This is a genomic window from Companilactobacillus bobalius (assembly GCF_002179915.1).
GTDB classification, from domain to species: Bacteria; Bacillota; Bacilli; order Lactobacillales; family Lactobacillaceae; genus Companilactobacillus; species Companilactobacillus bobalius.
The window spans coordinates 315,753-341,037 of record NZ_MYFM01000003.1; the positions used below are offsets into that span (position 1 = coordinate 315,753).

Sequence of the window (25,285 nt, forward strand, 5' to 3'; positions counted from 1 at the left end):
GAGTGCAATATAGTGGGTAAAGAGTGATTTTCGATATGGGATTTAAGGAGAAAATATATGGAACTAGTTACAAATGATGGAGTACGACTTAATTATCAAGTCCATGGACAGGGACAACCAATTATTTTTGTTGAAGGATTTGGTGGCTATCAAGAAATTTGGAATTTACAAGTAGAATACTTTTTAGGGATGCGTTATCAAATAATTACGTATGATCATCGTAATCATGGACAATCACAACGGACTGATAAAAATTTAACGTTAAAGCAGTTAACGGATGATTTAGAAACTTTAATTAGTTATTTGAAGTTGGATAATCCAATTTTAATAGGTCACTCAATGGGAGCCAGTGTTTGCTATAGCTATTTACAAAGGAATAATAAAGTTAAAGCAGTCATGGCTATTGATCAGTCTCCCAAAATGTTAAATGATAAAAATTGGACGTACGGGTTTGAAGATATAACAGCTGATAACTTCCAATCTAAATTAGTTCAAAAAAATAACGTTCATGAAACATTGCATGGATTGGATAATCGAGTTTTCGAGGATTTAAATCAAGCTAAGGCTATGCATCCGTTTGATAGAGAAGGAACTTTGCCGTTGTTATTTGATCACGTGCAAAAAGATTGGCGCAGCGCATTAACCAACACTCAGGTACCAGTAACCCTAATCGTTGCCAAACAGAGTCCATACTTTGATTATCGTTTTGGTGAGGTAGTAGCAAAAACTAATCCTAAAATCAAAACATTTACTATGGATAATAGTGGACACGATATTATGGCTGAAGTTCCCGACGAATTTAATCAGGTTTTACGTCATTTTGTTCTTAGTAGCAGTAGAAAATAAAAAACAAGATAATCTCAGGAGTAAAACCCGAAAGATTATCTTGTTTTTGCATAGAATAATTCCTGTTATAGTCATAAAACAATTAGAATGTTGAATTATCAACACTTACAGTTAAGACTTTGTGAAACAATTATGCGCCACGTGGGAGTCGAACCCACATCCCAGGAACCGGAATCCTGTGTGCTATCCATTACACTAGCAGCGCAAGCACAATATAATTCTAGCTCATCATAGGGTAAAAAGTAAATCTCTAAAAAAATTAATATAACTTTCACTTTTTATCGCATATTACTTGAAATATTCACAAGAGAGTTTATACTATTAGTTGTGCTTAGGAGATGAGATTTAATCATCTGGGCTTTTATTTTTTGAGTACATGGGTCGTAAACAGACATACAGGGACAGGACTTGCCCCATGGAGTATATCAAATGACTAATAATGAAGATTTAGAATTGCTGGATTTAGTTGCCCCAGACTTCATTAAGACTCTGGAAAAGCGATTTAAAATACTTCAGAGTATCTCATTAATGGAGCCTATCGGGCGCAGAGTGTTAGCTGATGATCTTAACATTACTGAACGTGGGTTAAGAACAGAAACTGACTTGTTGAGAAAGCAAGGTTTGATTATTTCTTCGAAATCTGGAATGTCTTTGACAAAGACAGGTAGCGACGTTGTAATTAGATTGACAGATGTATTAGCCGATTATCAAGGAACTGCTTTATTGGAGAAACAATTGAGTAGTAAGCTTGGAATCAGTAGATGTATTGTTTTACCGGGTAATGCTGATAAGCAACATCGTGTGGTTGATTCATTTGGTAGAAGGCTTAATCAACTTTTAGGGACACTGTTACCGACAGGACAGTCAATGATCTCTGTTACAGGTGGTAGCACCTTGGCTCAAGTTGCAAGAAATCTTTCTTCTGATTTGTCAAAGAACCGTCAACTGGTATTTTTACCAGCTCGTGGTGGTGTTGGTGAGTCAGTTGCAATTCAAGCTAACAGTGTTTGTGCGGAAATGGCTTCTAGAACACAGGGTCAGTACCGGGCATTGTATCTTCCAGAAGATATTTCTGAAAAAAGTTTCGAATCTTTGCAAAAAGAGACTTCAATTAAGTCGGTTCTTGATTTAATATATAGAAGTAATGTTGTTATTCACAGCATTGGCACTGCAAGTGTTATGGCTGAGAGAAGAAATCTTTCTTCTAAAGAACAGAATGTAGTAGACAGTGGAAGAGCTGTTGCAGAAGCATTTGGTGATTTCTTTGATCAAAGTGGTAAACTTGTTTATAAGGTACCTAGGATTGGACTTCATGTCCGGGACCTTGATAGAATAGAATATGTGATTGCGATTGCCGGTGGCGAGAGTAAAGCTAACGCGATTCAATCATATATGAAAAACGCACCTCATCATACAATCTTAATTACTGATGAAGGTGCCTCAAAACTGATTTTAAGGGATAACCCTTTAAAATAATATTTTTTTTATTTCCTGAAGGAGGAATTTTTGTATGACTACAAAAGTTGGTATTAATGGATTTGGCCGTATCGGTCGTTTGGCATTCCGCCGTATTGCTGCACTTCAAGCAGCTGGCAAGACAGATTTGGAAGTTGTTGCAATTAACGATTTAACTTCACCTGCTATGCTTGCTCACCTATTGAAGTATGATACAGCTCATGGTAACTTCGAAATCGATAAGATTGAAGCTGCTGACAACGCTATCGTTGTTGACGGTAAGAAGATCCCTGTATATGCTGAAATGAACGCTGCAGACCTTAAATGGGTTGCTAACGACGGTGTTGACATTGTTCTTGAATGTACTGGATTCTACACATCAACAGAAAAAGCACAAGCTCACTTGGATGCCGGTGCAAAACGTGTATTGATCTCAGCTCCATCAGGTGACATGCCTACAGTTGTTTATGGTGTTAACGATGACATCCTAACAAACGACGTTAAGATCGCTTCAGCTGGTTCATGTACAACAAACTGTCTTGCACCTCTAGCAAATGCCGTAAACGAAGAATTCGGTATTAAAGCTGGTACAATGACAACAATCCATGCTTACACAGCTACACAAAAACTTCAAGATGGTCCAGAACGTAAAGGTAATGTTCGTGCTGCACGTGCTGCTGCTGCTAACATCATCCCTCATTCAACTGGTGCTGCTAAGGCCTTAGGTCTTGTTGTTCCTGCATTGAAGGGTAAGCTTGATGGACATGCACAACGTGTTCCAGTTATCACAGGTTCAGTTACAGAATTAGTTGCAACTCTTGGTAAAGAAGTTACAGTTGACGAAGTTAATGCTGCAATCAAGAAGTATACAGAAAACAACCCTTCATTCGGTTACAACGATGATGAAATCGTATCTTCAGACGTTATCGGTACATCATTCGGTTCAATCTTTGACCCAACACAAACACAAATTGTTGGTAAGGGCGACGCACAAGTTGTAAAGACTGTTGCTTGGTATGACAATGAATCAGGATTTACAGCACAAATGGTTCGTACACTTGAAAAGTTTGCTACATTAGACTAATTCATTAATCTAAACTAGTAATCACGAAAACCTAATTTAGTGTGATTTAAATTGGCGGAGGGAGGAAAACTCCTTCCGCTTTTTTTTAAGGAAAATATTGGAGGATTTATTTACAATGGCTAAACTTATTGTTTCTGACGTTGACGTAAAAGGCAAAAAAGTCTTGATGCGTGTAGATTTCAACGTTCCTATTAAAGATGGTGTTGTCGGCGATACAAATCGTATCGTTGGTGCTATCCCAACAATCAAATATGTTTCAGAACATGGTGGAAAGGTTATCTTGCTATCTCACTTGGGTCGTATTAAGAGTGACGAAGACAAGAAAGCTTTATCATTGAAGCCAGTTGCTGCTAAACTTCAAGAATTAAGCGGTATGCCTGTAGAGTTCGTACCAACTAACGAAGGTAAAGAACTTGAAGATGCTATCAACGGTCTTAAAGACGGTCAAATCCTATTGATGGAAAACACTCGTTTCCAAGATATCGATAACGACTTCGGCAAACGTGAAAGCAAGAATGATCCTAAACTTGGCGAATACTGGGCATCACTTGGTGACGTATTTATCAACGATGCTTTCGGTACAGCCCACAGAAGCCATGCTTCAAACGTTGGTATCTCAACAGCTATGAAGGCTGCTGGCAAGCCAGTTGCTGCTGGTTTCTTAATGGAAAAGGAAATCAAGTTTTTAGGTAACGCCGTTGACAATCCTGTACACCCATTCGTAACAATTCTTGGTGGTGCAAAGGTTTCAGATAAGATCGGTGTTATTGAAAACTTAATTCCAAAATCAGACCACATCTTAATCGGTGGTGGTATGGCTTATACATTCTTAGCTGCTCAAGGCCACAAGATTGGTAAGTCTCTATTCGAAGAAGACAAAGTTGAACTAGCTAAAGACCTCCTTCAAAAAGCTGGCGACAAGATTGTTCTTCCTGTAGACCACATCGTTGCTAAAGAATTCTCAAATGATGCTGATGCAACAACTACTGATGGTGTTGATATTCCTGATGACGAAATGGCTCTTGATATCGGACCTAAGACAGTTAAATTGTTCCAAGACAAATTAGCTGGTGCAAAGACTGTTGTATGGAATGGACCAATGGGTGCATTCGAAATGAGCAAGTTTGCTGAAGGTACACTAGAAGTTGGACGTGCTATGGGTAGCCTAACAGATGCTATTACTATTGTTGGTGGTGGTGACTCAACTGCTGCTGCTAAGAGTCTTGGTATTGCTGATAAGCTAACACACATCTCAACTGGTGGTGGTGCTTCACTAGAATACCTTGAAGGTAAAGTATTACCTGGTATCGACTCAATTTCAGATAAATAATTATTATTTTTCAGAGGAGAATTAATTTATGCGTACACCTATTATTGCGGGTAACTGGAAGATGAACAAGAATCCTAAAGAAACCCAAGAATTTTTAGACGGTATCAAAGGTAAGTTGCCAGAATCTGGCGTTGAAACTATCATTGGTGCTCCAGCCATCGACCTTACAACACTTGTTGCAGGTGCAGAAGGCACACCATTGAAGACAGCTGCTGAAAACTCATACTTTGAAGATGCTGGTGCATTTACTGGTGAAACTTCACCTAAGGCACTTGATGAAATGGGCATCGACTATGTAATCATTGGTCACTCAGAAAGAAGACAATACTTCGGTGAAACTGATGAAGACATCAACAAGAAAGCTCTTGCTATCTTGAAGAACAACATGCTACCTATCATTTGCTGTGGTGAAACACTAGAACAACGTGAAGCTGGAAAAGCTGAAGACTGGGTAACAGGTCAAATCGAAAATGCTGTTAAAGGCATTTCTGCTGCTGACTTGGCTAAATCAGTTATCGCTTACGAACCAATCTGGGCTATCGGTACTGGTAAGACTGCTACTGCTGATCAAGCACAAGAAATGGTTCACGTAATCCGTGAAAAGATTGCTAGCTTGTACGATGCTGACACTGCTGATAAAGTACGTATTCTTTACGGTGGTTCTTTAAAACCTGCTAACGTTAAAGAATTAATGGCTAAAGAAGATATTGATGGTGGACTTGTTGGTGGTGCATCAATGGATCCAGAATCATATATCGCTTTGGCTAACTTCAATAAATAATTAGTTTTATATAAGTTATTTATTTTAAGTGCCAAAAAGGTTAAAATTGTGTTGTATTAAAATCATAAAGGAGATTTTTAAAATATGTCTGTAATTACTGATATTTTAGGCCGTGAAGTTCTTGATTCACGTGGTAACCCAACTGTTGAAGTTGAACTATATACTGAACTAGGTGGCTTTGGCCGCGCACTTGTTCCATCAGGTGCTTCAACTGGTGAACACGAAGCTGTTGAATTACGTGATGGCGACAAATCACGTTTTGGTGGTAAGGGTGTTCTTAAAGCCGTTGCTAACGTAAACGACAAGATTGCTAAAAAGGTTATCGGCATGGACGTTACTGACCAACGTGCCATTGACCAAGCTATGATCGACCTTGACGGTACACCAAACAAGGGTACTTTAGGTGCTAACGCTATTCTTGGTGTTTCACTTGCTGCTGCTCGTGCTGCTGCTGACGAATTAGGTCTTCCATTGTACGAATACCTTGGTGGTCCTAATGCTCACGTATTGCCAACACCTATGATGAACGTTATCAATGGTGGTAAGCATGCTGACAACAACGTTGACTTCCAAGAATTCATGATTGTACCTGTTGGTGCAAAATCAATGCGTGAAGCCGTACGTATGGGTTCAGAAACTTTCCAATCATTGAAGAAGGTTCTTGAAAGCCGTGGCTTGAACACAGCTGTTGGTGATGAAGGTGGTTTCGCTCCTGATCTAGAAAACAACGAAGCACCATTCAAGATTTTGGTTGAAGCTATTGAAAAAGCTGGTTACAAGCCTGGCGACGACGTTGCTATTGGTTTTGACTGTGCTTCATCAGAATTCTACAACAAAGACACTCACAAGTACGAACTAAAGGGTGAAGGCGAAAACGGTGCTGTTCTTTCAACAGACGAATTTATCGACTTGCTTGATGGTATCGTTGACAAGTACCCAGTTGTTACAATCGAAGATCCTATCGATGAAAACGAATGGGAAGACTGGCAAAAAGTTACTGCTAAACTTGGTAAGAAAGTACAACTTGTTGGTGATGACTTGTTCGTTACAAACACAGACTACTTGAAGAAGGGTATTGAAATGGGAGTTTCAAACTCAATCCTTATCAAGCTTAACCAAATCGGTACACTTACAGAAACATTCGAAGCTATCGAAATGGCTAAAGAAGCTGGCTTCACAGCCGTTGTTTCTCACCGTTCAGGTGAAACAGAAGATACTACAATTGCTGACCTTGTTGTTGCTACAAACGCAGGTCAAATCAAGACTGGTTCAATGAGCCGTACAGACCGTATTGCTAAGTACAACCAATTGATGAGAATTGAAGATCAACTTGGTGACCAATCAGAATACAAGGGTATCAAGAGTTTCTACAACTTAAACAAATAATTACTTTTAAGTAATTAATTAAAACAGCCTTAGGGCTGTTTTTTTTGTGTCATTTTTTTGTACAATATATAAGTGGAGTTTTTACTTATATTTGGTTGGAATTGATATCAATCCTATGTAGTGGGATAAATATTGTGAGCTTTAGTTTAAGTGAAAAAGAATTTAAGTGGTTTAGGGTATTGAATATCTAAATAAACGCTGTTTTTACTAACTAAAATTTTAAGATTGTAAACAATAGAATAGAATGCTAGTCTGGAGCAACAAGAAAATTGGCTCAGCCATAAAATTTACCTTAGCAATTTATTACTTAGGTAAAGGCCGAACTTGAAGATCCATGGATTTGCACGAAGTGCAAATCCATTAGCTTCCAGTCGGCCTATGGCGTTCCAGCCAAATTTTCTTGTTGCGGAGGACGGAAAGCTAAGCATTACTAAAATCAAATTTAAGTAAAAATCATAAGTAGAAATAGTTGGAGGAGAATTAAATGACATTAAAAATTGCATTTATTGGATTTGGTAAATCGGCCAATCGCTATCATTTACCATATTTGAATATTCGAAAAGATTTTCAAGTGAAGACCGTTTATACACGTAAGGCAGTTAATGAAAATTTGGCTAAACCTTATCGTGATAACGGAGTCAATTTCACTAATGATTTAAATGATATTTTAAATGATCCAGAAATTGATTTAGTAACAATTTGTACTCCAGCTCAAACACATTATCAATTAGCTAAGAGTGTAATTGAAGCTAAGAAATCAGTTATCGTTGAAAAACCATTTGTTGATACTTTAGATCATGCGCGTGAATTAATTCAATTAGGTAAAGATAATAATGTTTTGGTTATGCCATATCAAAATCGCCGCTTTGATGGTGATTATTTGGCCGCTAAACAAGTTATTGACCAAGGCTTCCTGGGTGATATTGTCGAGGTTGAATCACATATTGATTATTATCGTCCTAATACGGTTAACGGTAAGGGAACGAAAGAACAAGGTGAATTCTATGGTTTAGGAATTCATTTGATGGATCGTATGGTTGCCATTTTTGGTCGTCCTGATAAAGTTGTTTACGATATTCGTAACACCGAAGTTAGTGATGCTGTGGATAACTATTTCGATGTTGATTTGCATTATGGCACAAAGATGAAGGTTAAGGTCAAAGTAAGTACTGATGTTGCCAAAGAGTATCCTCGCTTTACTATTCATGGTATGAATGGTTCATTCATCAAGTATGGTGCTGACCAACAAGAAAATGATCTTAAGGCTGGTATTATGCCGGGTACACCTGGATTTGGAGAAGATAGTCCGATGTATTATGGTTTGGCTAAGTATCGTAATGCTAATGGAGATTGGATTGAAAAACAGATTAAGACACCATTAGGGGATTATGGTTTGTATTATGATTCTGTTTATCAAACATTAGTTAATAAGAAGCCAAGACTGGTAACTGATGAAGAAATTTTGACTGATATGGAATTGCTTGAAGCTGGTTTCTATCAACCATCGCCATCAGTTTATGATGTTCCAAAACTAAACTTTTAATGTAGGGGATAAAAATGAAGATAGCAATTACTGATAATGAGAAGTTAAAACTGACTTTAGAAGGTGTTCTGGTCGGAGCAATTTCAGGAATTGTTGTAAGTATGTTTAGATGGTCAATAGCTCAATCATTAAAAGTTTTTCAAGGGCTTTATGTAACAGCTAGAAGCAATTTAAGTTTATTAATTGGTTTATTGATTGCCATGATCGTTGTGGCAATCTTTGTTGGCTATTTGCTTAAGAAAGAACCCAATATCTCTGGTTCAGGTATTCCTCAAGTTGAGGCTCAATTAGGTGGCGAGATGCATCTGAAGTGGTGGTCAATTTTGTGGCGTAAGTTTGTCGGAGGTATTTTGAGTATTGGTCCTGGTCTTTTTCTAGGACGTGAAGGACCTTCAATTCAATTAGGGTCAGCTATTGGACAAGGCGTTGGAGAATTAACACATGATAATCGTGGTGTAAATCAACGTGTCTTGATAGCTAGTGGAGCAGCGGCTGGTTTGGCAGCGGCATTTAGTGCACCAATTGCAGGAGCAATGTTTGTTTTGGAAGAGGTTTATCATAATTTTTCACCATTAGTTTGGGTAACCTCTTTAGCTAGTGCAGTCAGCGCTAATGTTATTTCACTCTACGTCTTTGGCTTACAACCAGTTTTACAAGTACCATATCAATATAGTTTGCCGATAAAATATTATTGGCATTTAGTTATATTGGGGATTATTTTAGGATTAATGGGACGACTCTATCAAATCGTTTTGTTGGCAATGCCTTCAATTTACGAAAAGACCAGATTACCTCGATTTATTCATGGTATTATTCCTTTGATCCTAATTGTTCCTATTGGAATGGCTGTTCCACAGTTTATCGGTGGTGGTAATGGAATCATTATCAACCTGGATAAATATGGAACAAGTCTCTTATTCTTATTAGGATTATTAATTTTAAGATTTGTTTATTCAATGATTTCGTATGGATCAGGTTTACCTGGTGGTATTTTTCTTCCTATTTTAAACTTGGGAGCTATTATTGGTGCCATCTATGCGGTGGTGATGAATCAATTAGGATTATTACCAATTGCTTTTGAAAGTAATCTGATTATCTTTGCAATGGCTGGTTACTTTGCCTGTATTGGTAAAGCACCATTTACGGCCATTATTCTGGTAACTGAAATGGTTGGTTCATTAAAACATTTGATGCCTTTGGCCGTGTTGTCATTAGTAGCGTATATTGTGGTGGATCTATTAAATGGAGCACCAATTTATGAATCATTGAAAGAAAAATTGAATTTAAATTCTGATTATCTAAACCGTGTCAGCAAGTTTACTGATCGTTTGGAAGTGCCAATTTATGAGGGTAGTTCAATTGATGGTAAATATATTCGTGATATTCCATTTCCTAAAGATATTTTAGTTGTTGGAGTTTATCGTGGAGAACGTCAATTGATACCTAATGGCGATACGCTTATTAAAGCGGGCGATAGAATTGTTGTCATGGTAAATGCTGGCCAGAGAGCTAAAATATCACGGAAGTTAAAGAACATGATTAATGGAATTAACTAGAAATTTGACCCATTTTATGTTATTGTTTTAGAAGTGATTTCAGCTTTCAACACCATGAACGGAGGTTTTACAGGTGTATAACGTTATTGAAACAGTGTTGATAATCGTTTCCATTTTGATAATAATTGCCGTCTTAATGCAACCAACAAAGCAACAAGATGCTTTGAATGCATTGTCTGGTGGTGGTGGCGACCTATTCAGCAACCAAAAGAAGCGTGGTTTCGAAGCCTTTATGGTTAAGGTTACCTACGCTTTACTAGTATTATTTTTTGTTTGCTCGTTGATACTAGTATACTTATCATCTCACTAAGCAATTTATTCCTCCTGAAAGTTACTCAGGAGGTTTTTTGTTATAAGGAGCATTTGTGATATGAAAATTTTAACGCCCCAACCGTTTTATTTTGATAAGGGTTCAAGTGCAGTTCTTCTTTTGCATTCTTTCTCAGGCACGGCTAATGATATGCGATTACTAGGTAGGTATTTGGAACGTAGTGGTTATTCTGCTTATGCTCCGATGTTTGCCGGTCACGGAACTCCTGAGCCATTAGATATTTTAAATCTTGGCGGACCTGATCGTTGGTGGGAACAAACACTTGAAGCAGTGGAATTCTTAAAAGCTCAAGGGAAAAAACAAATTTCAGTTTTTGGTTTATCCTTAGGGGCAATTTTTGCTACTAAAGCTTTAGAAGAAATTCCAGAAGTAGTGTCAGGTGGTGTCTTCGGATCGCCACTGTATACGACCAACTTTCGGGAAATTAGAAATGCCTTTATGACCTACGCAAAAAAGGTGTATTCTGTTCAACAGGGCTTAACAGAAGTTGAGATTGATTCTAAAATTAGAGTTGTTGATTCTAAGATAGATTCGATGTTAACAGAGATAAGTAAAGCTACCGCTGGTGTAACTGAAAATTTGGCTGAAATAAATCGACCATATTTTATTGGTCAAGGTACGAGTGATGAATTAGTAAATCCGGATGCCGCAAAAATTGTGGCTCAAAAGGTTGGAACAGCACAATTGCATTGGTATGATGCAGGACATGTCCTAACCATCAACAGTGCTCACCATGAATTGGAGAGTGCCGTGTTAAACTTTTTAGAAAATAATTGAGGATAGAAATGCCAGATAAAGAAAATAAATTAATTGCAGATATATTAGAGGTTTTCAGAAGTAATCCTGATCGCCGCTATAAGTCTGAGCAAATAGAAGATATATTACGAATGCACGGGGCTTCAGCCTTTAAACGTGTTGTTAAAGCTTTGGCTGTTTTGGAAGGCGAAAGCAAAATTAGTTTAACTAATAAAGATGAATTCAAGATGGCTGCACCTGAAACAACAGTTGAAGGTGAATTTAAGGGCAATGATAAAGGATTCGGTTTCGTTCGTTATGATGAAGTAGAACCTGATGCTTTTATTGCTAGAAGCAATACTTTACATGCTGTTAACGGTGATGTCGTTGATGTAAAAATTACTAAACCATCAAATCCTTGGATCGACAAGGGACCTGAAGGTGAAATCACTAAGATCGTAGAGAGATCATTAACAAAAGTTGTTGGTGAATTCCATCCATACAGTGATTCACAAGTTGAAAAAACTGGTTTCTACGGTTACATTCAAAGTCACGAAAAGAAAATTGCATCATATATGATTTTCATTTCCGATAAAGGTCTTCATCCACAAATGGGTGATATGGTTCAAGTTTCGATTGATGAGTATCCTAGTGATAAACATCCCCAAAGTATGGAAGGTACAGCACTAGAAGTGATTGGTAACAAGAATGATCCTGGTGTCGATATTATGTCGATCGTGGTTGATAATGATATCAATCCTGAATTTCCAAGTGAAGTTCTTAAAGCTGCCGAAGAAATTCCTGACCATGTTTTGGATAGTGAAAAAGAAGGTCGTAAAGACTTAACTGATAATATGGTTATCACTATTGATGGGGATGACTCAAAAGACTTTGATGATGCCGTCGGTGTTGATATGTTGCCAAATGGTAATTTCCACTTGGAAGTTCATATTGCTGATGTTACACACTATGTCACAGAGGGCTCACCAATTGATCAAGAAGCCTACGCTCGTGGAACAAGTACTTACTTGGTTGACCGAGTAATTCCAATGTTGCCATTCAGATTATCTAATGGAATTTGTTCTTTGAATCCGGATGAAGATCGTTTGGCTTTGACATGTGATATGGAGATTAATCACAAGGGTGATATTGTTAAATATGATATTTATCCTAGTGTGATCAGATCTAAGTATCGTATGACATATAACAACGTTAATGAAATTTTGAAGGGTGACGAACTTCTTACTAAAGAATACGCACCATTAGTCCCAATGTTGAAAAACATGGCAGACCTTCATGAAATTTTATTCAACAAGCGTCATGAACGTGGTGCTATCGACTTCGAAGAAACTGAAGCACAAATCATTGTTGACGAAAATGGTAAGCCAATTGATATCAAGTTAAGAGAACGTGGAACATCTGAAAAGATGATCGAATCATTCATGTTAGCTGCTAATGAAACTGTAGCTATGAATTATAATTTGAAACACGTACCATTCTTGTATCGTGTCCATGAAAAACCCGATGATGAAAAAGTTAAGAACTTCTTTGAATTCGTTGCTGCAATGGGTGTACAAGTTCAAGGTAACTTGAAAGAAATTACACCAAAGATGTTCCAAGATGTTTTATCAAAAGTTGTTGGCACACCTGAAGAACCAGTTGTTACAATCATGTTGTTGCGTAGTATGCAACAGGCTAGATATTCTGATAATCCATTGGGTCACTTTGGTTTAGCTGCTAAATATTATACTCACTTTACTTCACCAATCAGACGTTATCCTGATTTGATGGTTCATCGTATGATTCACAGTTATGCCGTTAATGGCTTTACTGATGATGAGCAAGCTAAATGGAAAGAAAAATTACCAGATGTTGCTCAACATACTTCTGGTCGTGAAAGAATTTCTATCAATGCTGAACGTGCGGTTGATGACTTGAAGAAGACTGAATACATGGCCGATCAAGTTGGTAGTGAATTTGATGCCGTTGTCAGTTCCGTAACTAGTTTTGGAATGTTCATTCAATTAGATAATACGGTTGAAGGTTTGATTCATATTTCAAACATGAAGGATGACTTCTACGAATATGATGAAAAGAGCATGTCTATGCATGGTCGTGGTACTGGTAAGACCTTTAAGGTTGGACAACCAATCAAAGTTAAATTGATCAGAGCTGATGTTGAGCATCGTCAAATTGACTTTGAACGTGTTCTAACACCTGAAGAACAAGAACAAGCCGATAAGCGTGAAGCTGAGTTTAAGAAGAAGCGTTCAATGCAACATGGTCGTGGCCGTGGTGGACATGGACGTCATAATGACAAACGTGGAAACGGCAATAGTAGTAATAGTCACAACAATAATAACCATAAGAGACGTGGTAAATACGAAAGTCGGTGATGAACGATGAAGAAACATCACACAAAGGCTGCTAGTGAGGTAGCTAATAATCGTAAGGCTCGTCATGACTACAATATTTTAGATACATATGAGGCGGGTATTTCTTTGACAGGAACTGAGATTAAGTCAGTTCGTGCTAGTAAAATCAATATTAAAGATGGTTTCGTTCAACCCCATAATGGGGAACTTTGGTTAGAAAACGTTAATATCAGCGTTTATGATCAAGGAAACCAGTTTAATCACGATCCATTGAGAAATCGTAAATTGCTTTTACATAAGAAGGAAATTCGTAAAATAAGCTCTACAGTTCAAGAAAAGGGAATTACAGTAATTCCTTTGAAAGTTTACTTAAAGCATGGTTTTGCTAAAGTATTGATTGGCGTAGCTGAAGGTAAAAGAAAATACGATAAACGTGAAACAATTAAAAAGCGTGATCAAGAAAGAGAAATTCAACGTATTGTTAAGAATGCGTATTAACCTTTCGGTTGATCGCTTTTTTTTACCCAAATTTTTAAAGTGTTAAAATATGATAAAATTAGTTTATTAATGATTCATGGGGGATCAGATGAAAAAACTAGTAGGGCTATTATTTGCTTTCTTAGCGATTTTTCTAGCATTTCAAACTACCACTGATGTAAAAGCTGATAAATTTACAGTGAAAAATTATGACGTTACTGTCGATATCAAAAAAGATGGTAATGCTGATTTAACACAAAAAATTGTTTATGATTTTCAAGGCGATTATCATGGTGTTTATTACAATCAAGATTTAAAGGGAATCAAGGGTGCCAGTGATCCAGTCGTCACTTATAATAATGGATCTGGGGCTAAGACATTGGTCAACAATGATTCAAATCAGAATAATACTGTTAGAGTTACTAGAACCGATAATTCGATGGATATGAAAGTTTATCACGCCGTTGATTCAGAAATGGTGACTTATACTTATAAATATCAACTTTATGGAGTAATCACTAATTATTTAGATACAGCTGAGCTAAATTGGAAAATTATTGGTAATGGTTGGGATAACGATTTGAATAACATTAAGCTAACCTTGAATTTTCCAAAGAAGAATATTACGCAATTGCAGGCCTGGACTCACGGACTATTATCGGGACATACAGAGGTGGACAAGAAAAATGGTCAAGTAGTAATGACTTTGGATGAATTGCCTGCTAATCAATCAGTGGAAAGTCATATTATTTTTCCCGTAACTGTAACTGCTGATAATAAGAACATCGTCAATAAGAAGGCTAAAGCGAGAATTCTAGCTGCAGAAAAGTCAAAAGCTGAAGCGGCTAATGCTAGACGACAACGAGAAAAGAATTTTTATTGGATAATGATGGCGATTGCTGGAGTGTTTATTGTTATTATTTATCTCTATCAATTTATTAAATTACGCAAGAACCCGGGACAAAAGCATCAAATACCAACACCTTTGCATCATTTCTTTGACGAACCAGAATTTATTCCTAGTTTTACTGAAATAATTTTGGATCGTCAATCCAAGGCTAATAGCAATTCTTTAACAGCTGATTTGTTGAATGAAGTTGGCTATCGTCGTATGAAAATTGATAAAATCGGTAAAGACTACCAAATTACGGCACTGGTTCCACCTACCAATGAATTTTTTAAATATTTAATTGATAAGATCGGTGATGGTAAATCAGTCCGGTTGAAAGACATTCGTAAATTTGCTCGTAGCAATGACGACAAGATGACTAAAAAATTTGATAAGTGGGCTAAAGATGCGGCAAAGGGTCGAGAGAAATATTTAGATTTAGGAAATATGAATTTGGTTGATAGTTTTAAAGTTGCCACAATAGCCGTTGATATTATCCTTGGTATCATGCTGATGATTTCTTTAATTCTTAGCAGTACAGTTCTACTCAGTGGCGCAATTCTAGTAGTTATTGGTCTTGTGGCTTGGATTCCGTATGTAATCGTAAAGAAAAAGATTACACCATATACAAATTTAGGTGAAGAAGAAGTTAACAAAATTAGAGCCTTTAAACGAATGCTAGAGGATATTGATGATATTAAAATGGCTGAGGTTGGCGACATTATCCTTTGGGAACGATTCTTGCCATATGCGGTTATCTTCGGTGTTTCTGATAAAGTAATTAAGGCCTTGAAAGTTAACTTTGGAGCTGATGTGGTTAATAATTCGGCTATTGCATATTATTATATTGGGAGTAGTAGTTTTCTTAATAGCAATACAGGCTTCCAAACAGCTTTTACAGGAGCAATTTCAGCAGGGGGCTCATCAAGTATCTCAGGTGGATCCGGCGGTTTCTCAGGAGGCTCGTCTGGTGGTTTTGGAGGAGGTTCCGGTGGTGGAGCTTTCTAAAATATATTGAGACAAAAAAATGGACTGAGAATTTTTTCTCAGTCCATTTTTAATTTGTCTAATTAAGCATGACGACGATTAAGATAAGTGATGCTAATTAGAAGAACGAATCCTAGAAGACTTGCTAGCAAACCAGATTCAGCACCAGTTTGAGGAAGTTTGTCAGTATTGGATTCTGAAGTAGAACTATTGCCATTATTTGAAGTGTCAGGGTTCAATGGGTTAGTGATAAGTCCACCTTCATTATTGTTATTGTCTGTAGCGGGATGTTCAGGATCAACGATTAAACCACTATCGTTGTCATCTTTATCACCGTTACCATTTTCATCGGGTTTAGAAGTATTGCCTTCATTACCATTATTGTCGCCGGGTTCTTGAGTATTACCTTCATTACCATTATTGTTATCACCAGGTTCAGTTGTGACGGTCTTAGGGTCTGATGTTTCTAATGTACCAACACCGGTCTCATTGGAGTTCTCAGTGATAGTAAATGGAATCTTATCAGGATTTAAATCATAACCTTCAGGAGCTTTAGTTTCTAGGAAGTAATACTTGCCAGGTTTAAGATTGTCAATTTTGATAACACCTAGCTCATTTGTTACGGCAGTTTCTAGAGCAATACCATCATCACCATAAAGAGTATATTCAGCACCAGGGACGCCAACTGTTAAATCATCACGATCAAATTTTTGAAGAACTGCACTATAGCCATTTTCACCAGTAATTTCTTTTTCGTTTTCAACGGAAATCATTTTTGGTGTTAGATTATCAGCACTAATATCGAATTCAATATCTTCGCCTTTGAGATAACCTTCGGGAGCTTTAGTTTCAACTAATTTATAATGTCCAACTGGTAGGTTGTAGAAATGGCCAAGACCTAAACGGTCGGTAGTGATTGTTCCAACAACTTCACCTTTATCATTAACAATGTTGAATTCGGCACCGGCTAATTTGTAGCCAGTTTCAGCATCAATTTTCTTAATAACAATTGAACCTAATTCTTCTTTTTCAGGTTCGTCAACACCAGTTACTTGAACAGGTGCTGTAGTTTGTCCCGTTATGGTAAATGGAATTTCGTTTTCATTCAATTGATAACCAGCAGGGGCTGTGACTTCTTTGAAGTAATAGTCGCCGGCACCAAGATTATTTAGCTTGATTTGACCATTTTCATCAGTAGTCAAATTAGTTTGAACAGGAGTATCTGAACCAACTTTGTAAAGATCATAAACGGCGCCTGCTAATGGAGTAGTGTTGTCTTGTTCATTGAATTTAGTCAATGTAGCACTACCGAGTTTGTTACCACTACCATTACCGGAATTAGTTCCACCAGAAACTTTTCCAGAAGCTGTTTCATTGATTTCCTGTGACTCATTACCGTTACCAGTAACTTTTCCTGTCATTGTAGCGTCGTTTCTAAAGACTGTTCCATCAGTTACTTTGCTTGGATCTGTAACTTTAGTTTGGAAGGTTATAGCGTACATTTGTTTTCCAGAATTTGGAATGGTTAAATCAAATCCATTTCCAGACTCATTTAGAGTGTAATTGCTTGAAGGAACGGTATCTCCGCGTTTATAGGTACCAGTTTCCTTATCCTTCCAGGTAGCCTCTTGAACGACAACAGAGCCAGATACATATTCTAAATTAGGATCAGTAATAGTATCAAAGACGCTCATTGTACCGAAGTTTAATTCATTACGGTTGGCAAGGATAGTCCAAGTAACGATTTCGTTACCCTCGGCATCAGTACCAAAGACACCCTTTTTCGAGATGTTTTTGTCACTGGCTTTGGTTTGAAGAATGCTTTGTTGAGTATTCTTATCCTTAATAGGGAAATAAACATCATTTGAACCAACTTCAGCTTTATTACGATCTACGGTAACTCCTGTGTTGATAGAAAGCGTCCCTTTGACACTTTCAAGTTCCTCAACATTTTCGTTGAAGGTAACAACAATTTGATTACTACTATTCAAAATAGCTGTACCAATGACTTCACCATTGTCACCAACAACATTGAATGGAGTATCGTTTGGTGTAACGGCTAAGGGACTTGGCACGTCGATAGTCAAAGTATCGCCATTTTCAAGTTTGTAACCAGTCGTATCGTACTCGTATGTGATTGGTACGGTACTGCTCATGCTGTAAATCTTGTCTTGTTTATTAATAGAACCGCTTGTAATCATATCAGAACTAGTATAGTTTTTAGCAGCTTTAACATTATTAGTGTTAAAGGTAAGAATTAAAATTATAACGGCTAATCCAGTTATGAGAGCGGTAAAAATATTTCGTAATTTCTTCCCCATACTTTTTCCCCTTTCTTAATCAGTACAGTCCAATTATAGAATGATTAAGCTGAATACGATAGGGCTTAATGATAAATATTATTTTATTATTTAAAAACGTTATTAATAAAGAAACGAGTGCTTGTGATAAATACCACATATGGTGAAATTTCAAAAATATATACAATATATAGAATTGAAGTGGTATCATAGTGAATGTTGTTTTTTTGCAAATTAACAAATCAAATAAAGAATTAAAAAGCTACGGAGGAGAATAATGATGATCGTATTGAGCGGCGCAATTGGAGCCGGAAAGAGTTCATTGGCGACTATTTTATCAGAACACTTAGGAACTGAGGCTTTCTATGAACAAGTTGATAATAATCCGGTTTTGCCATTATTTTATAAAGACCCTAAGAAATATGCATTTTTACTACAAATTTACTTTTTGAATAAACGTTTTGATTCAATTAAGAAAGCAATGGTACAAGATAATAATGTTTTGGACCGTTCAATTTACGAAGATTCACTATTCTTTCATATGAATGCTGACATGGGTAGAGCTACTCCTCAAGAAGTAAAAGTTTACGATGAACTTCTAGACAACATGATGCAAGAACTACCATACGCTGCCGCTAAAAAGGCACCTGATTTATTGGTACACTTGGATATTTCATATGACACAATGATTCACCGTATCGAAAAACGTGGTCGTTCATATGAACAACCAGAACAAGATCCAACTTTGCCAGAATATTATCATCAACTACTTAGCCGTTATGATGGTTGGTATGACGATTATGATTACAGTCCTAAGATGAAAATCGATGGTGACAAGTATGATTTCGTTGAGAACCCTGAAGATCGTCAAAAGGTTCTTGATTTAATTGATGAACAATTACGTAAACGTGGAACATTAGACTAAATTATTAAGACAAAGCCAATAAGTGGTTTTGTCTTTTTTATTAGCTTGATACCGGGTTGAAAATAAGATAACCTATTAGGAGCAGTTTACACTGATGAACCTGCGGAATTAATTAAAACAGTGGAGGGTTTTATTTTGAGTAATTTAAAAGTAAGAGATATCACACAATTGGCTTTGGTAGCAGCGCTTTATGTAGCAGTGACAATCGCACCTGTTATTTCAGCGTTTTCCTACGGTCAAATCCAATTTCGAGTTTCAGAGATTCTGATGTTATTGCCATTTTTTAATCATAAATATAGTTGGTCTCTGATTATTGGATGCTTTATCTCAAATATCTTTAGTGCATCATTAGGGGCATACGATTTGATTTTAGGAACGTTAGCAACAGCAATTGCTTGCTACTTGATTACAAGGGTTCCTGCTAAGACAAAATTCTTATGGCTAGTACCTGTAATTTGTGCCGTTGTAAATGGATTAATTGTTGGGGCAGAATTGCATTTTGTCTTGAAATTACCATTTGCCTTGAACTTTGTTACGGTTGGACTAGGTGAGTTAGTTGTTGTAGCTATCGGTGCGGTGATTTTCTATTTCTTAATGCAAAATAAGAGTTTTAGTAAATTAATAAAGTAAGGCAGAGATGAGGGAAGTTCTTCCCTCATTTTTTTGTTATAATCTACTTTATAGAGTTTGCAAGGAGATGTGATCTTATGAACATCGGAATTTTTACTGATACATACTTTCCACAAGTTAGTGGGGTAGCAACATCAATTCAAACATTGAAGAATGATCTGGAGAGAAAAGGTCATTCTGTTTATATTTTTACGACAACAGATCCTAATGTACCTAAGAATACAATTGAACCTAATATCTTTCGTTTGGCTAGTGTGCCTTTTATCTCGTTTACGGATAGAAGAATCGCCATTCGTGGGATGTTTCATGCGGTTGAATTGGCTAAAGAATTAAAACTTGATATCGTTCATACACAGACAGAATTTTCTTTGGGAATGATAGGAAAGTTTGTCGCTAAACAATTAAAGATTCCATTTGTTCATACATATCACACAATGTATGAGGATTATTTGCATTATGTCTTAAATGGTCATTTGTTGAAGCCATATCACGTTAAGCAAATGACAAAGCTATTTTTGAAGAATGCTTCAGGGGTTGTTGCTCCAAGTAAACAAGTAAGAGAGACTTTGGATCGTTATGGCATCAAGGCACCAATCTCAATTGTTCCGACAGGTGTTGATTTGTCAGAGTATACGAAACCAGTTAATGCATCGATCATACGAGAAAAATTGGGCATAGCAGAAGATACGCCGGTTATTTTGATGCTTAGTCGTATTGCTTTAGAGAAAAAAATTGACCATATGCTCAGATCCATGCCAGAATTATTAAAGTATAATCCTAAAATTATGTTGGTAATTGTTGGTGACGGTCCCGATATGGAAGAATTAGTTCAAATGAGTAGGGATCTAAATATTACCGATAATGTTATTTTTACCGGTGAAGTGGCTCATGATGAAATTTCACCATACTATCATATGGCTGATCTTTTTGTATCTTCTAGTGATACGGAATCGCAGGGGTTGACCTATATTGAGGCAATTGCTTCTGGTCTAAAAATAGTAGTTAGAAGTGCGCCTTATACTGATGCCTTGTTGACTGATCCTTCAGTTGGTGTAACATTCAGTCAAGATGATCAATTAGTACCTAAGATTAAGACATATCTCGATCACCCTAATTCATTTGATGACCGTGAAGCTCGTCAAAAGGTACTGTATGGAATTTCATCAGATGGATTTGGTAACTCGATTCTTGATTTCTATCGTCATGCCGAGGATTACTTCGTCAGAGAGAAGCTTTCAGATTCATCAATCGATCCAGAGGAGTATTCTAATGATTAAAATAAACATGTTTTCATCCGCAGATAAAGTTGCAGGTCAAGGTGTAGGTAGTGCATATATCGAATTGGTTAATTTACTAAAAGATCGTTTTAGTGATGAATTTGATATTAAGATAAACGACTATCATCGTAGTGATTTAAGTCATTACCATACGATTGACCCACAGTTCTACTTATCTACATTTTCTAAAAAAAGAGGCCGTAAGATTGGCTACGTGCATTTTCTTCCAGAAACTTTGGAGGGGAGTATCAAATTACCTCAACCAGCACGTGGTATTTTTTATAATTATGTAATCAGTTTTTACAAACGCATGGATCAAATCGTAGTTGTTAATCCAACCTTTATTGATAAGTTGGTGGCACATGGTTTGGATCGTAAGAAGATCAAATATATCCCTAATTTTGTTTCAACCGATAATTTTTACGAAAAGAGTGCTGAGGAAAAGGCCGCTTTCCGTAAAAAGATAGGCGTTCCGGAAGATAAGTTTGTTGTTTTTGGTGATGGACAAGTTCAAGAACGAAAGGGAATCGATGATTTTTATAAATTAGCACAAGTTAACCCAGATATTCAGTTTATTTGGGCGGGTGGTTTTTCATTCGGTAAAATCACTGATGGTTATGACCGTTATAAAGATATGATTGATAATGCACCTAAGAACATGACATTCACAGGAATAGTTGATCGTAATGATTTAGTTAACTATTATAATATTTGTGATTTGTTCTTGTTACCTTCATATGATGAATTGTTCCCAATGTCAGTGTTAGAGGCTTTCAGTTGTGGTGCTCCAGTACTATTGAGAGATTTGGAACTATACCGTGCAATTATTGATGGCTACTATCAAAAAGCTGATGGTTTTTCTGATATGAATGCTTTTATTAATCATGCTAATCAAGATCGTTCAATTTTAGAGGATTTCAAGAAAAAATCTAAAAAGGCTGCCAACCAATACTCAGAAGATAATTTGAGTAAAATTTGGTATGACTTTTATACAGAACAATATAATATTGCTAAACAGGATAAATAATGAGTAGAAAACATATAGCAGCAATTTTTGTAATGTTGGGATTAGGAATTGGTATTTTCTGGTGGGAAGCTAGGAATATTAACTTTAATTCCTTGGTTTCAACGTTTAAGAGTTTAAATTATTTTTGGCTTGCAGTAGCGTTTTTATCAATCCTATTGTCATATGGTGTTGAGGCGATGGTCTTACATACGCTACTGAAAAAGAAAGAAGATCGTAAGTTTGGCTGGTGGGAGATGTATCGTATTCCTTTACTTCAAGCACTTTTTAATGCCATCACGCCTTTTTCTTCAGGTGGTCAACCTGCACAATTACTTGGTTTGATGCAATCAAAAATTGATGGCGGTCGTGCTAGTTCAGTCTTGTTGATGAAGTTTGTCATTTATCAAGCGATGGTACTAGTCAATTTCATTGTAGCCATGTTAGTAAGTTTTAGTAGTGTTGCTAAACATTTTTCTGGATTAGCAACTTTGATTGTTTTTGGAATGGTAATCCATGTTGTAACGATTTCGTTCTTGTTGATGATCATGTATTACTACGATTTTACAAAAAAAATGGTACAAATTATTTTGAAACCGGTTTTATTTTTTCTAAAAGAAGAAAAACGTGATAAAATTTTACAGTCAGCTATAAACAGTATTGATAGTTTCTATAAAGAGAGTTTAGTTTTAAAGCAGGAGAAGAAGAAAGTGATTAAAGCATCACTTCTAACAATCGTGCAATTATTCTTATACTACTTTGTAGTTTATTTTGTTTTATTGGCTTTGAATTGTGACCACGTAAATATAATCGATGTATTAGTTATGCATATTATGATTGTTATGATTGTCTCAATCTTTCCAATTCCTGGTGGATCAGGTGGGGCGGAATTCAGTTTTAAGACATTATTTGCTGGATTTATACCTTCTTCGTCAGGTTTGATTTTAGGTATGTTTTTATGGAGATTTATTACGTATTATTTGGGGATGTTCTTAGGGATTATCGCAGTTTCAAAGAAACCAAAAATTGAACAACAAGTTGCTAATAAATCTATGGAGCGAAAACAATGAAGCGTATTACTAAAGGTATTTCCAAGTTTCTAAACACTAGGCTAGGGTTTGTACTCCTAGCTGTGTTTTTATACACTCTGAAAACGATTTATGCTTATACGACTAAGTTTAACTTAGGTGTAAAAGGATCTATTCAGACATTTTTAATGATCATCAATCCGATTCCAATCATGTTATTGCTGTTTGGGATTGCTTTATATATGAAGGGAAGAAAGTCATATATCTTTCTTCTGATTATCGATTTCTTAGATTCAGTTTGGCTATTCTCGAATATTTTGTACTATCGTGAATTCTCAGACTTCCTAACAATGGTACTTATCAAGGGTTCTGGTTCAGTAACCAATAACCTTGGTAAAAGTATCATGGGAATTTTAAAGCCAACTGATTTCCTAGTCTTCCTTGATGTTATTGTCTTGATATTATTATTGGCTTTTCATCTTATAAAGATGGATGTCAAACGATTTAATTGGCGTATTCCAGTTTTAGTCAGTTCGTTGGCTGTATTATTGTTTGGTGCTAATTTAACTTTAGCTGAAAGTGATCGTTCACAACTATTAACAAGAACTTTCGATAACAACTATATCGTTAAGTATTTAGGCCTAAATGTCTTTAATATTTATGACTTAGTTAAGACGACAAAGACTAATGCTGTTAAGTCGCAAGCAAAGAGTTCTGATATTGATTCAATTGAAAAGTATATGAAGGATAATTACGTCCAACCTAATGTTGAATACTCAGGTGTTGCTAAGAGTAAGAACGTCTTCATTATTCATTTGGAGAGTTTACAACAATTCATGATTGACTATAAGTGGGATGGTGAAGAAGTAACACCTAACCTTAATAAGATATATCATGAAAACAATACATTAAGTTTCGATAACTTCTTTAACCAAGTTGGACAAGGTAAAACTGCCGATGCTGAATTAATGCTTGAGAATTCACTCTTTGGTTTGCCAGAAGGTTCAGCTATGGTTACTGATGGTACAAGCAATACTTTCCAAGCCGCACCCGCAATCTTAGATCAAGATGGTTATACTACGGCTTCATTCCATGGGGATGTCCCAAGTTTCTGGAATCGTGATAATGCTTATAAGTCATGGGGTTATGATTACTTCTTTAGTTCTAACTACTATAAACAAAAGAAGAGTTATAACGTTGGTTATGGTATGAAGGATAAGATTTTCCTTAAAGATTCAACACAATACATTGAACAATTGCCACAACCGTTCTATGCCAAGTTGATTACAGTTACAAACCATTATCCATATACACTGGATAAGAAGAATCAAAGTATATCTAAGACTGATACTGGAGATAAGACCGTTGATGGTTATGTCCAAACAGCTAGATACTTGGATGAATCTATTGGTGAATTCATGGATTGGCTTAAGGCTACAGGTTTAGATAAGAAGAGTATGATTGTCTTTTATGGTGACCATTATGGTATTTCTGATAATCATAAGAAGGCCATGGCTAAACTTACAGGTATTAAAGGATTTAATGATTTCAATAATGCTCAGTATCAACGTGTACCATTTATGATTCATATGGATGGACTAAAGGGTGGAATCAACCATACTTATGGTGGTGAGATTGATGTCTTACCAACTATCTTGAATCTATTGGGTGTTGATAATAAGAATATGATTCAATTTGGTAGTGATTTACTATCAAGTGAACATTCGCAAGTAGTGGCATTTAGAAATGGTGACTTTGTTTCACCAACAGTTACGAAGGTTGGAAGTACCTACTATAATACCAAGACAGGTAAAGTAGATAAGAAGATCTCAAAGACTGAAAAAGAGAAACTATCTAATAAAGTAACAACAGAATTGTCTCTATCAGATAGAGTTATTAATGGGGATCTCTTAAGATTCCACAAATTGCCTGGGTTTGAAACTGTCAATAAGAAGGATTACTCATATAAGAAGAGTACAGCTTTGAAGAAGTTAAAGGCAGCAGAGAAGAAGAAGGGTACTAGTTTGATTGAACAGAATGATAATAAGTCGATGGTTGACTTGTATCAAACTGATGCACCAGAATTAAGCAAATAATAGATAAGCGTTAGAAGCCAGTAAAATGACTTCTAACGCTTTTTATTTATTTTCAAGAACACTAACACTATAATCGCCATATAGAAATGGTTTAAAAGTTTTTGAAAAAAATCCAATTTTTTTATAAAAAAGGGTTGCAACTCTCTTATTCGATTGGTAATATATATCTTGTTGTTGCGACAGAGCAATGGCATCAACGCTTTGAAGCTTTATTGCTTCTCCGTTGATTCCAAATTATTTTAAAGAAGTGC

General features: G+C 36.3%; 20 protein-coding genes and 1 tRNA gene. 19 read left to right on the plus strand and 2 right to left on the minus strand.

The genetic code is table 11. The features are described from left to right. Window positions 1–57 precede the first annotated feature (57 nt). Window positions 58–846 carry an alpha/beta fold hydrolase gene (locus LKACC16343_RS06555; RefSeq protein WP_056953983.1) on the plus strand — a complete coding sequence of 263 codons (789 nt, stop codon included), beginning with the start codon at window positions 58–60 and terminating at the stop codon, window positions 844–846. Window positions 847–979: 133 nt separating this feature from the next. Here the strand turns inward: LKACC16343_RS06555 and LKACC16343_RS06560 are convergent. Then, window positions 980–1,051 (minus strand) — tRNA-Arg (locus LKACC16343_RS06560). Window positions 1,052–1,275: 224 nt separating this feature from the next. Between LKACC16343_RS06560 and LKACC16343_RS06565 the strand changes: the two genes are divergently transcribed. The 12 genes from LKACC16343_RS06565 (at window position 1,276) to LKACC16343_RS06620 (ending at window position 15,796) form a co-directional block, all read left to right on the plus strand. Further along, window positions 1,276–2,322: a sugar-binding transcriptional regulator gene (locus LKACC16343_RS06565; RefSeq protein ID WP_056953986.1), complete on the plus strand. Its 1,047-nt coding sequence runs from the start codon at window positions 1,276–1,278 to the stop codon at window positions 2,320–2,322. Window positions 2,323–2,356: 34 nt separating this feature from the next. Then, on the plus strand, window positions 2,357–3,385 hold the full coding sequence (gene gap, locus LKACC16343_RS06570; RefSeq protein ID WP_056953988.1) for a type I glyceraldehyde-3-phosphate dehydrogenase: 1,029 nt from the start codon (window positions 2,357–2,359) through the stop codon (window positions 3,383–3,385). A gap of 115 nt (window positions 3,386–3,500) precedes the next feature. Continuing rightward, window positions 3,501–4,715, plus strand: coding sequence for a phosphoglycerate kinase (locus tag LKACC16343_RS06575; RefSeq protein WP_056953990.1), 1,215 nt, complete (start codon window positions 3,501–3,503; stop codon window positions 4,713–4,715). 28 nt (window positions 4,716–4,743) lie between these two features. Then, window positions 4,744–5,496 carry a triose-phosphate isomerase gene (tpiA, locus tag LKACC16343_RS06580; protein ID WP_056953992.1) on the plus strand — a complete coding sequence of 251 codons (753 nt, stop codon included), beginning with the start codon at window positions 4,744–4,746 and terminating at the stop codon, window positions 5,494–5,496. A gap of 84 nt (window positions 5,497–5,580) precedes the next feature. Next, entirely contained in the window at window positions 5,581–6,882 is a 1,302-nt protein-coding gene (gene eno, locus LKACC16343_RS06585) for a phosphopyruvate hydratase (protein ID WP_054643119.1), read from the plus strand. Between the two features lie 484 nt (window positions 6,883–7,366). Beyond that, the gene (locus LKACC16343_RS06590) at window positions 7,367–8,425 is read left to right on the plus strand and encodes an oxidoreductase (protein ID WP_056953994.1); all 1,059 of its coding nucleotides are present in this window, start codon (window positions 7,367–7,369) and stop codon (window positions 8,423–8,425) included. Window positions 8,426–8,439: 14 nt separating this feature from the next. Continuing rightward, window positions 8,440–9,981, plus strand: coding sequence for a ClC family H(+)/Cl(-) exchange transporter (locus LKACC16343_RS06595; protein WP_056953996.1), 1,542 nt, complete (start codon window positions 8,440–8,442; stop codon window positions 9,979–9,981). 73 nt (window positions 9,982–10,054) lie between these two features. After that, window positions 10,055–10,291 carry a preprotein translocase subunit SecG gene (gene secG, locus LKACC16343_RS06600; RefSeq protein WP_056953998.1) on the plus strand — a complete coding sequence of 79 codons (237 nt, stop codon included), beginning with the start codon at window positions 10,055–10,057 and terminating at the stop codon, window positions 10,289–10,291. 60 nt (window positions 10,292–10,351) lie between these two features. After that, window positions 10,352–11,089 carry an alpha/beta hydrolase gene (locus LKACC16343_RS06605; RefSeq protein ID WP_056953999.1) on the plus strand — a complete coding sequence of 246 codons (738 nt, stop codon included), beginning with the start codon at window positions 10,352–10,354 and terminating at the stop codon, window positions 11,087–11,089. An 8-nt stretch (window positions 11,090–11,097) separates the two neighbouring features. Beyond that, a complete protein-coding gene (gene rnr / locus LKACC16343_RS06610; RefSeq protein WP_056954001.1) occupies window positions 11,098–13,443 on the plus strand; it encodes a ribonuclease R in 2,346 nt (781 codons plus the stop codon). Between the two features lie 6 nt (window positions 13,444–13,449). Further along, window positions 13,450–13,920: an SsrA-binding protein SmpB gene (smpB, locus tag LKACC16343_RS06615; protein WP_056954003.1), complete on the plus strand. Its 471-nt coding sequence runs from the start codon at window positions 13,450–13,452 to the stop codon at window positions 13,918–13,920. An 88-nt stretch (window positions 13,921–14,008) separates the two neighbouring features. Further along, window positions 14,009–15,796 (plus strand): DUF2207 domain-containing protein, encoded by a 1,788-nt coding sequence (locus LKACC16343_RS06620; protein WP_056954005.1) that lies wholly within the window; start codon window positions 14,009–14,011, stop codon window positions 15,794–15,796. 62 nt (window positions 15,797–15,858) lie between these two features. Here LKACC16343_RS06620 and LKACC16343_RS06625 read toward each other — a convergent pair whose 3' ends face one another. Beyond that, the gene (locus LKACC16343_RS06625) at window positions 15,859–18,096 is read right to left on the minus strand and encodes an LPXTG cell wall anchor domain-containing protein (RefSeq protein ID WP_056954007.1); all 2,238 of its coding nucleotides are present in this window, start codon (window positions 18,094–18,096) and stop codon (window positions 15,859–15,861) included. Between the two features lie 259 nt (window positions 18,097–18,355). On the opposite strand from LKACC16343_RS06625, the gene LKACC16343_RS06630 reads away from it, so the two are divergent. The 6 genes from LKACC16343_RS06630 (at window position 18,356) to LKACC16343_RS06655 (ending at window position 25,034) form a co-directional block, all read left to right on the plus strand. Then, window positions 18,356–19,000 carry a deoxynucleoside kinase gene (locus LKACC16343_RS06630; RefSeq protein ID WP_034544351.1) on the plus strand — a complete coding sequence of 215 codons (645 nt, stop codon included), beginning with the start codon at window positions 18,356–18,358 and terminating at the stop codon, window positions 18,998–19,000. A 135-nt stretch (window positions 19,001–19,135) separates the two neighbouring features. Then, on the plus strand, window positions 19,136–19,630 hold the full coding sequence (locus LKACC16343_RS06635) for a QueT transporter family protein (protein ID WP_056954009.1): 495 nt from the start codon (window positions 19,136–19,138) through the stop codon (window positions 19,628–19,630). Between the two features lie 77 nt (window positions 19,631–19,707). Beyond that, a complete protein-coding gene (locus LKACC16343_RS06640; RefSeq protein ID WP_056954011.1) occupies window positions 19,708–20,907 on the plus strand; it encodes a glycosyltransferase family 4 protein in 1,200 nt (399 codons plus the stop codon). After that, entirely contained in the window at window positions 20,900–21,934 is a 1,035-nt protein-coding gene (locus LKACC16343_RS06645; protein ID WP_025085904.1) for a glycosyltransferase family 4 protein, read from the plus strand. The genes LKACC16343_RS06640 and LKACC16343_RS06645 overlap by 8 nt, the downstream gene beginning before the upstream one ends. Then, window positions 21,934–22,980: a lysylphosphatidylglycerol synthase transmembrane domain-containing protein gene (locus LKACC16343_RS06650; RefSeq protein ID WP_056954012.1), complete on the plus strand. Its 1,047-nt coding sequence runs from the start codon at window positions 21,934–21,936 to the stop codon at window positions 22,978–22,980. Before LKACC16343_RS06645 ends, LKACC16343_RS06650 begins: the two co-directional genes overlap by 1 nt. Continuing rightward, a complete protein-coding gene (locus tag LKACC16343_RS06655; protein ID WP_056954014.1) occupies window positions 22,977–25,034 on the plus strand; it encodes an LTA synthase family protein in 2,058 nt (685 codons plus the stop codon). Before LKACC16343_RS06650 ends, LKACC16343_RS06655 begins: the two co-directional genes overlap by 4 nt. The last annotated feature ends 251 nt before the right edge of the window (window positions 25,035–25,285 follow it).

Bases quoted from the DNA above. Each gene is read 5' to 3' on its own strand.
- LKACC16343_RS06650 (WP_056954012.1), top strand. From the start codon at position 21,934: ATGAGTAGAAAACATATAGCAGCAATTTTTGTAATGTTGGGATTAGGA.
- LKACC16343_RS06630 (WP_034544351.1), top strand. From the start codon at position 18,356: ATGATCGTATTGAGCGGCGCAATTGGAGCCGGAAAGAGTTCATTGGCG.
- gap (WP_056953988.1), top strand. From the start codon at position 2,357: ATGACTACAAAAGTTGGTATTAATGGATTTGGCCGTATCGGTCGTTTG.
- LKACC16343_RS06565 (WP_056953986.1), top strand. From the start codon at position 1,276: ATGACTAATAATGAAGATTTAGAATTGCTGGATTTAGTTGCCCCAGAC.
- LKACC16343_RS06555 (WP_056953983.1), top strand. From the start codon at position 58: ATGGAACTAGTTACAAATGATGGAGTACGACTTAATTATCAAGTCCAT.
- rnr (WP_056954001.1), top strand. From the start codon at position 11,098: ATGCCAGATAAAGAAAATAAATTAATTGCAGATATATTAGAGGTTTTC.
- LKACC16343_RS06590 (WP_056953994.1), top strand. From the start codon at position 7,367: ATGACATTAAAAATTGCATTTATTGGATTTGGTAAATCGGCCAATCGC.
- smpB (WP_056954003.1), top strand. From the start codon at position 13,450: ATGAAGAAACATCACACAAAGGCTGCTAGTGAGGTAGCTAATAATCGT.
- LKACC16343_RS06625 (WP_056954007.1), bottom strand. From the start codon at position 18,096: ATGGGGAAGAAATTACGAAATATTTTTACCGCTCTCATAACTGGATTA.
- LKACC16343_RS06605 (WP_056953999.1), top strand. From the start codon at position 10,352: ATGAAAATTTTAACGCCCCAACCGTTTTATTTTGATAAGGGTTCAAGT.
- LKACC16343_RS06645 (WP_025085904.1), top strand. From the start codon at position 20,900: ATGATTAAAATAAACATGTTTTCATCCGCAGATAAAGTTGCAGGTCAA.
- LKACC16343_RS06595 (WP_056953996.1), top strand. From the start codon at position 8,440: ATGAAGATAGCAATTACTGATAATGAGAAGTTAAAACTGACTTTAGAA.
- LKACC16343_RS06620 (WP_056954005.1), top strand. From the start codon at position 14,009: ATGAAAAAACTAGTAGGGCTATTATTTGCTTTCTTAGCGATTTTTCTA.
- LKACC16343_RS06655 (WP_056954014.1), top strand. From the start codon at position 22,977: ATGAAGCGTATTACTAAAGGTATTTCCAAGTTTCTAAACACTAGGCTA.
- LKACC16343_RS06640 (WP_056954011.1), top strand. From the start codon at position 19,708: ATGAACATCGGAATTTTTACTGATACATACTTTCCACAAGTTAGTGGG.
- LKACC16343_RS06575 (WP_056953990.1), top strand. From the start codon at position 3,501: ATGGCTAAACTTATTGTTTCTGACGTTGACGTAAAAGGCAAAAAAGTC.
- tpiA (WP_056953992.1), top strand. From the start codon at position 4,744: ATGCGTACACCTATTATTGCGGGTAACTGGAAGATGAACAAGAATCCT.
- eno (WP_054643119.1), top strand. From the start codon at position 5,581: ATGTCTGTAATTACTGATATTTTAGGCCGTGAAGTTCTTGATTCACGT.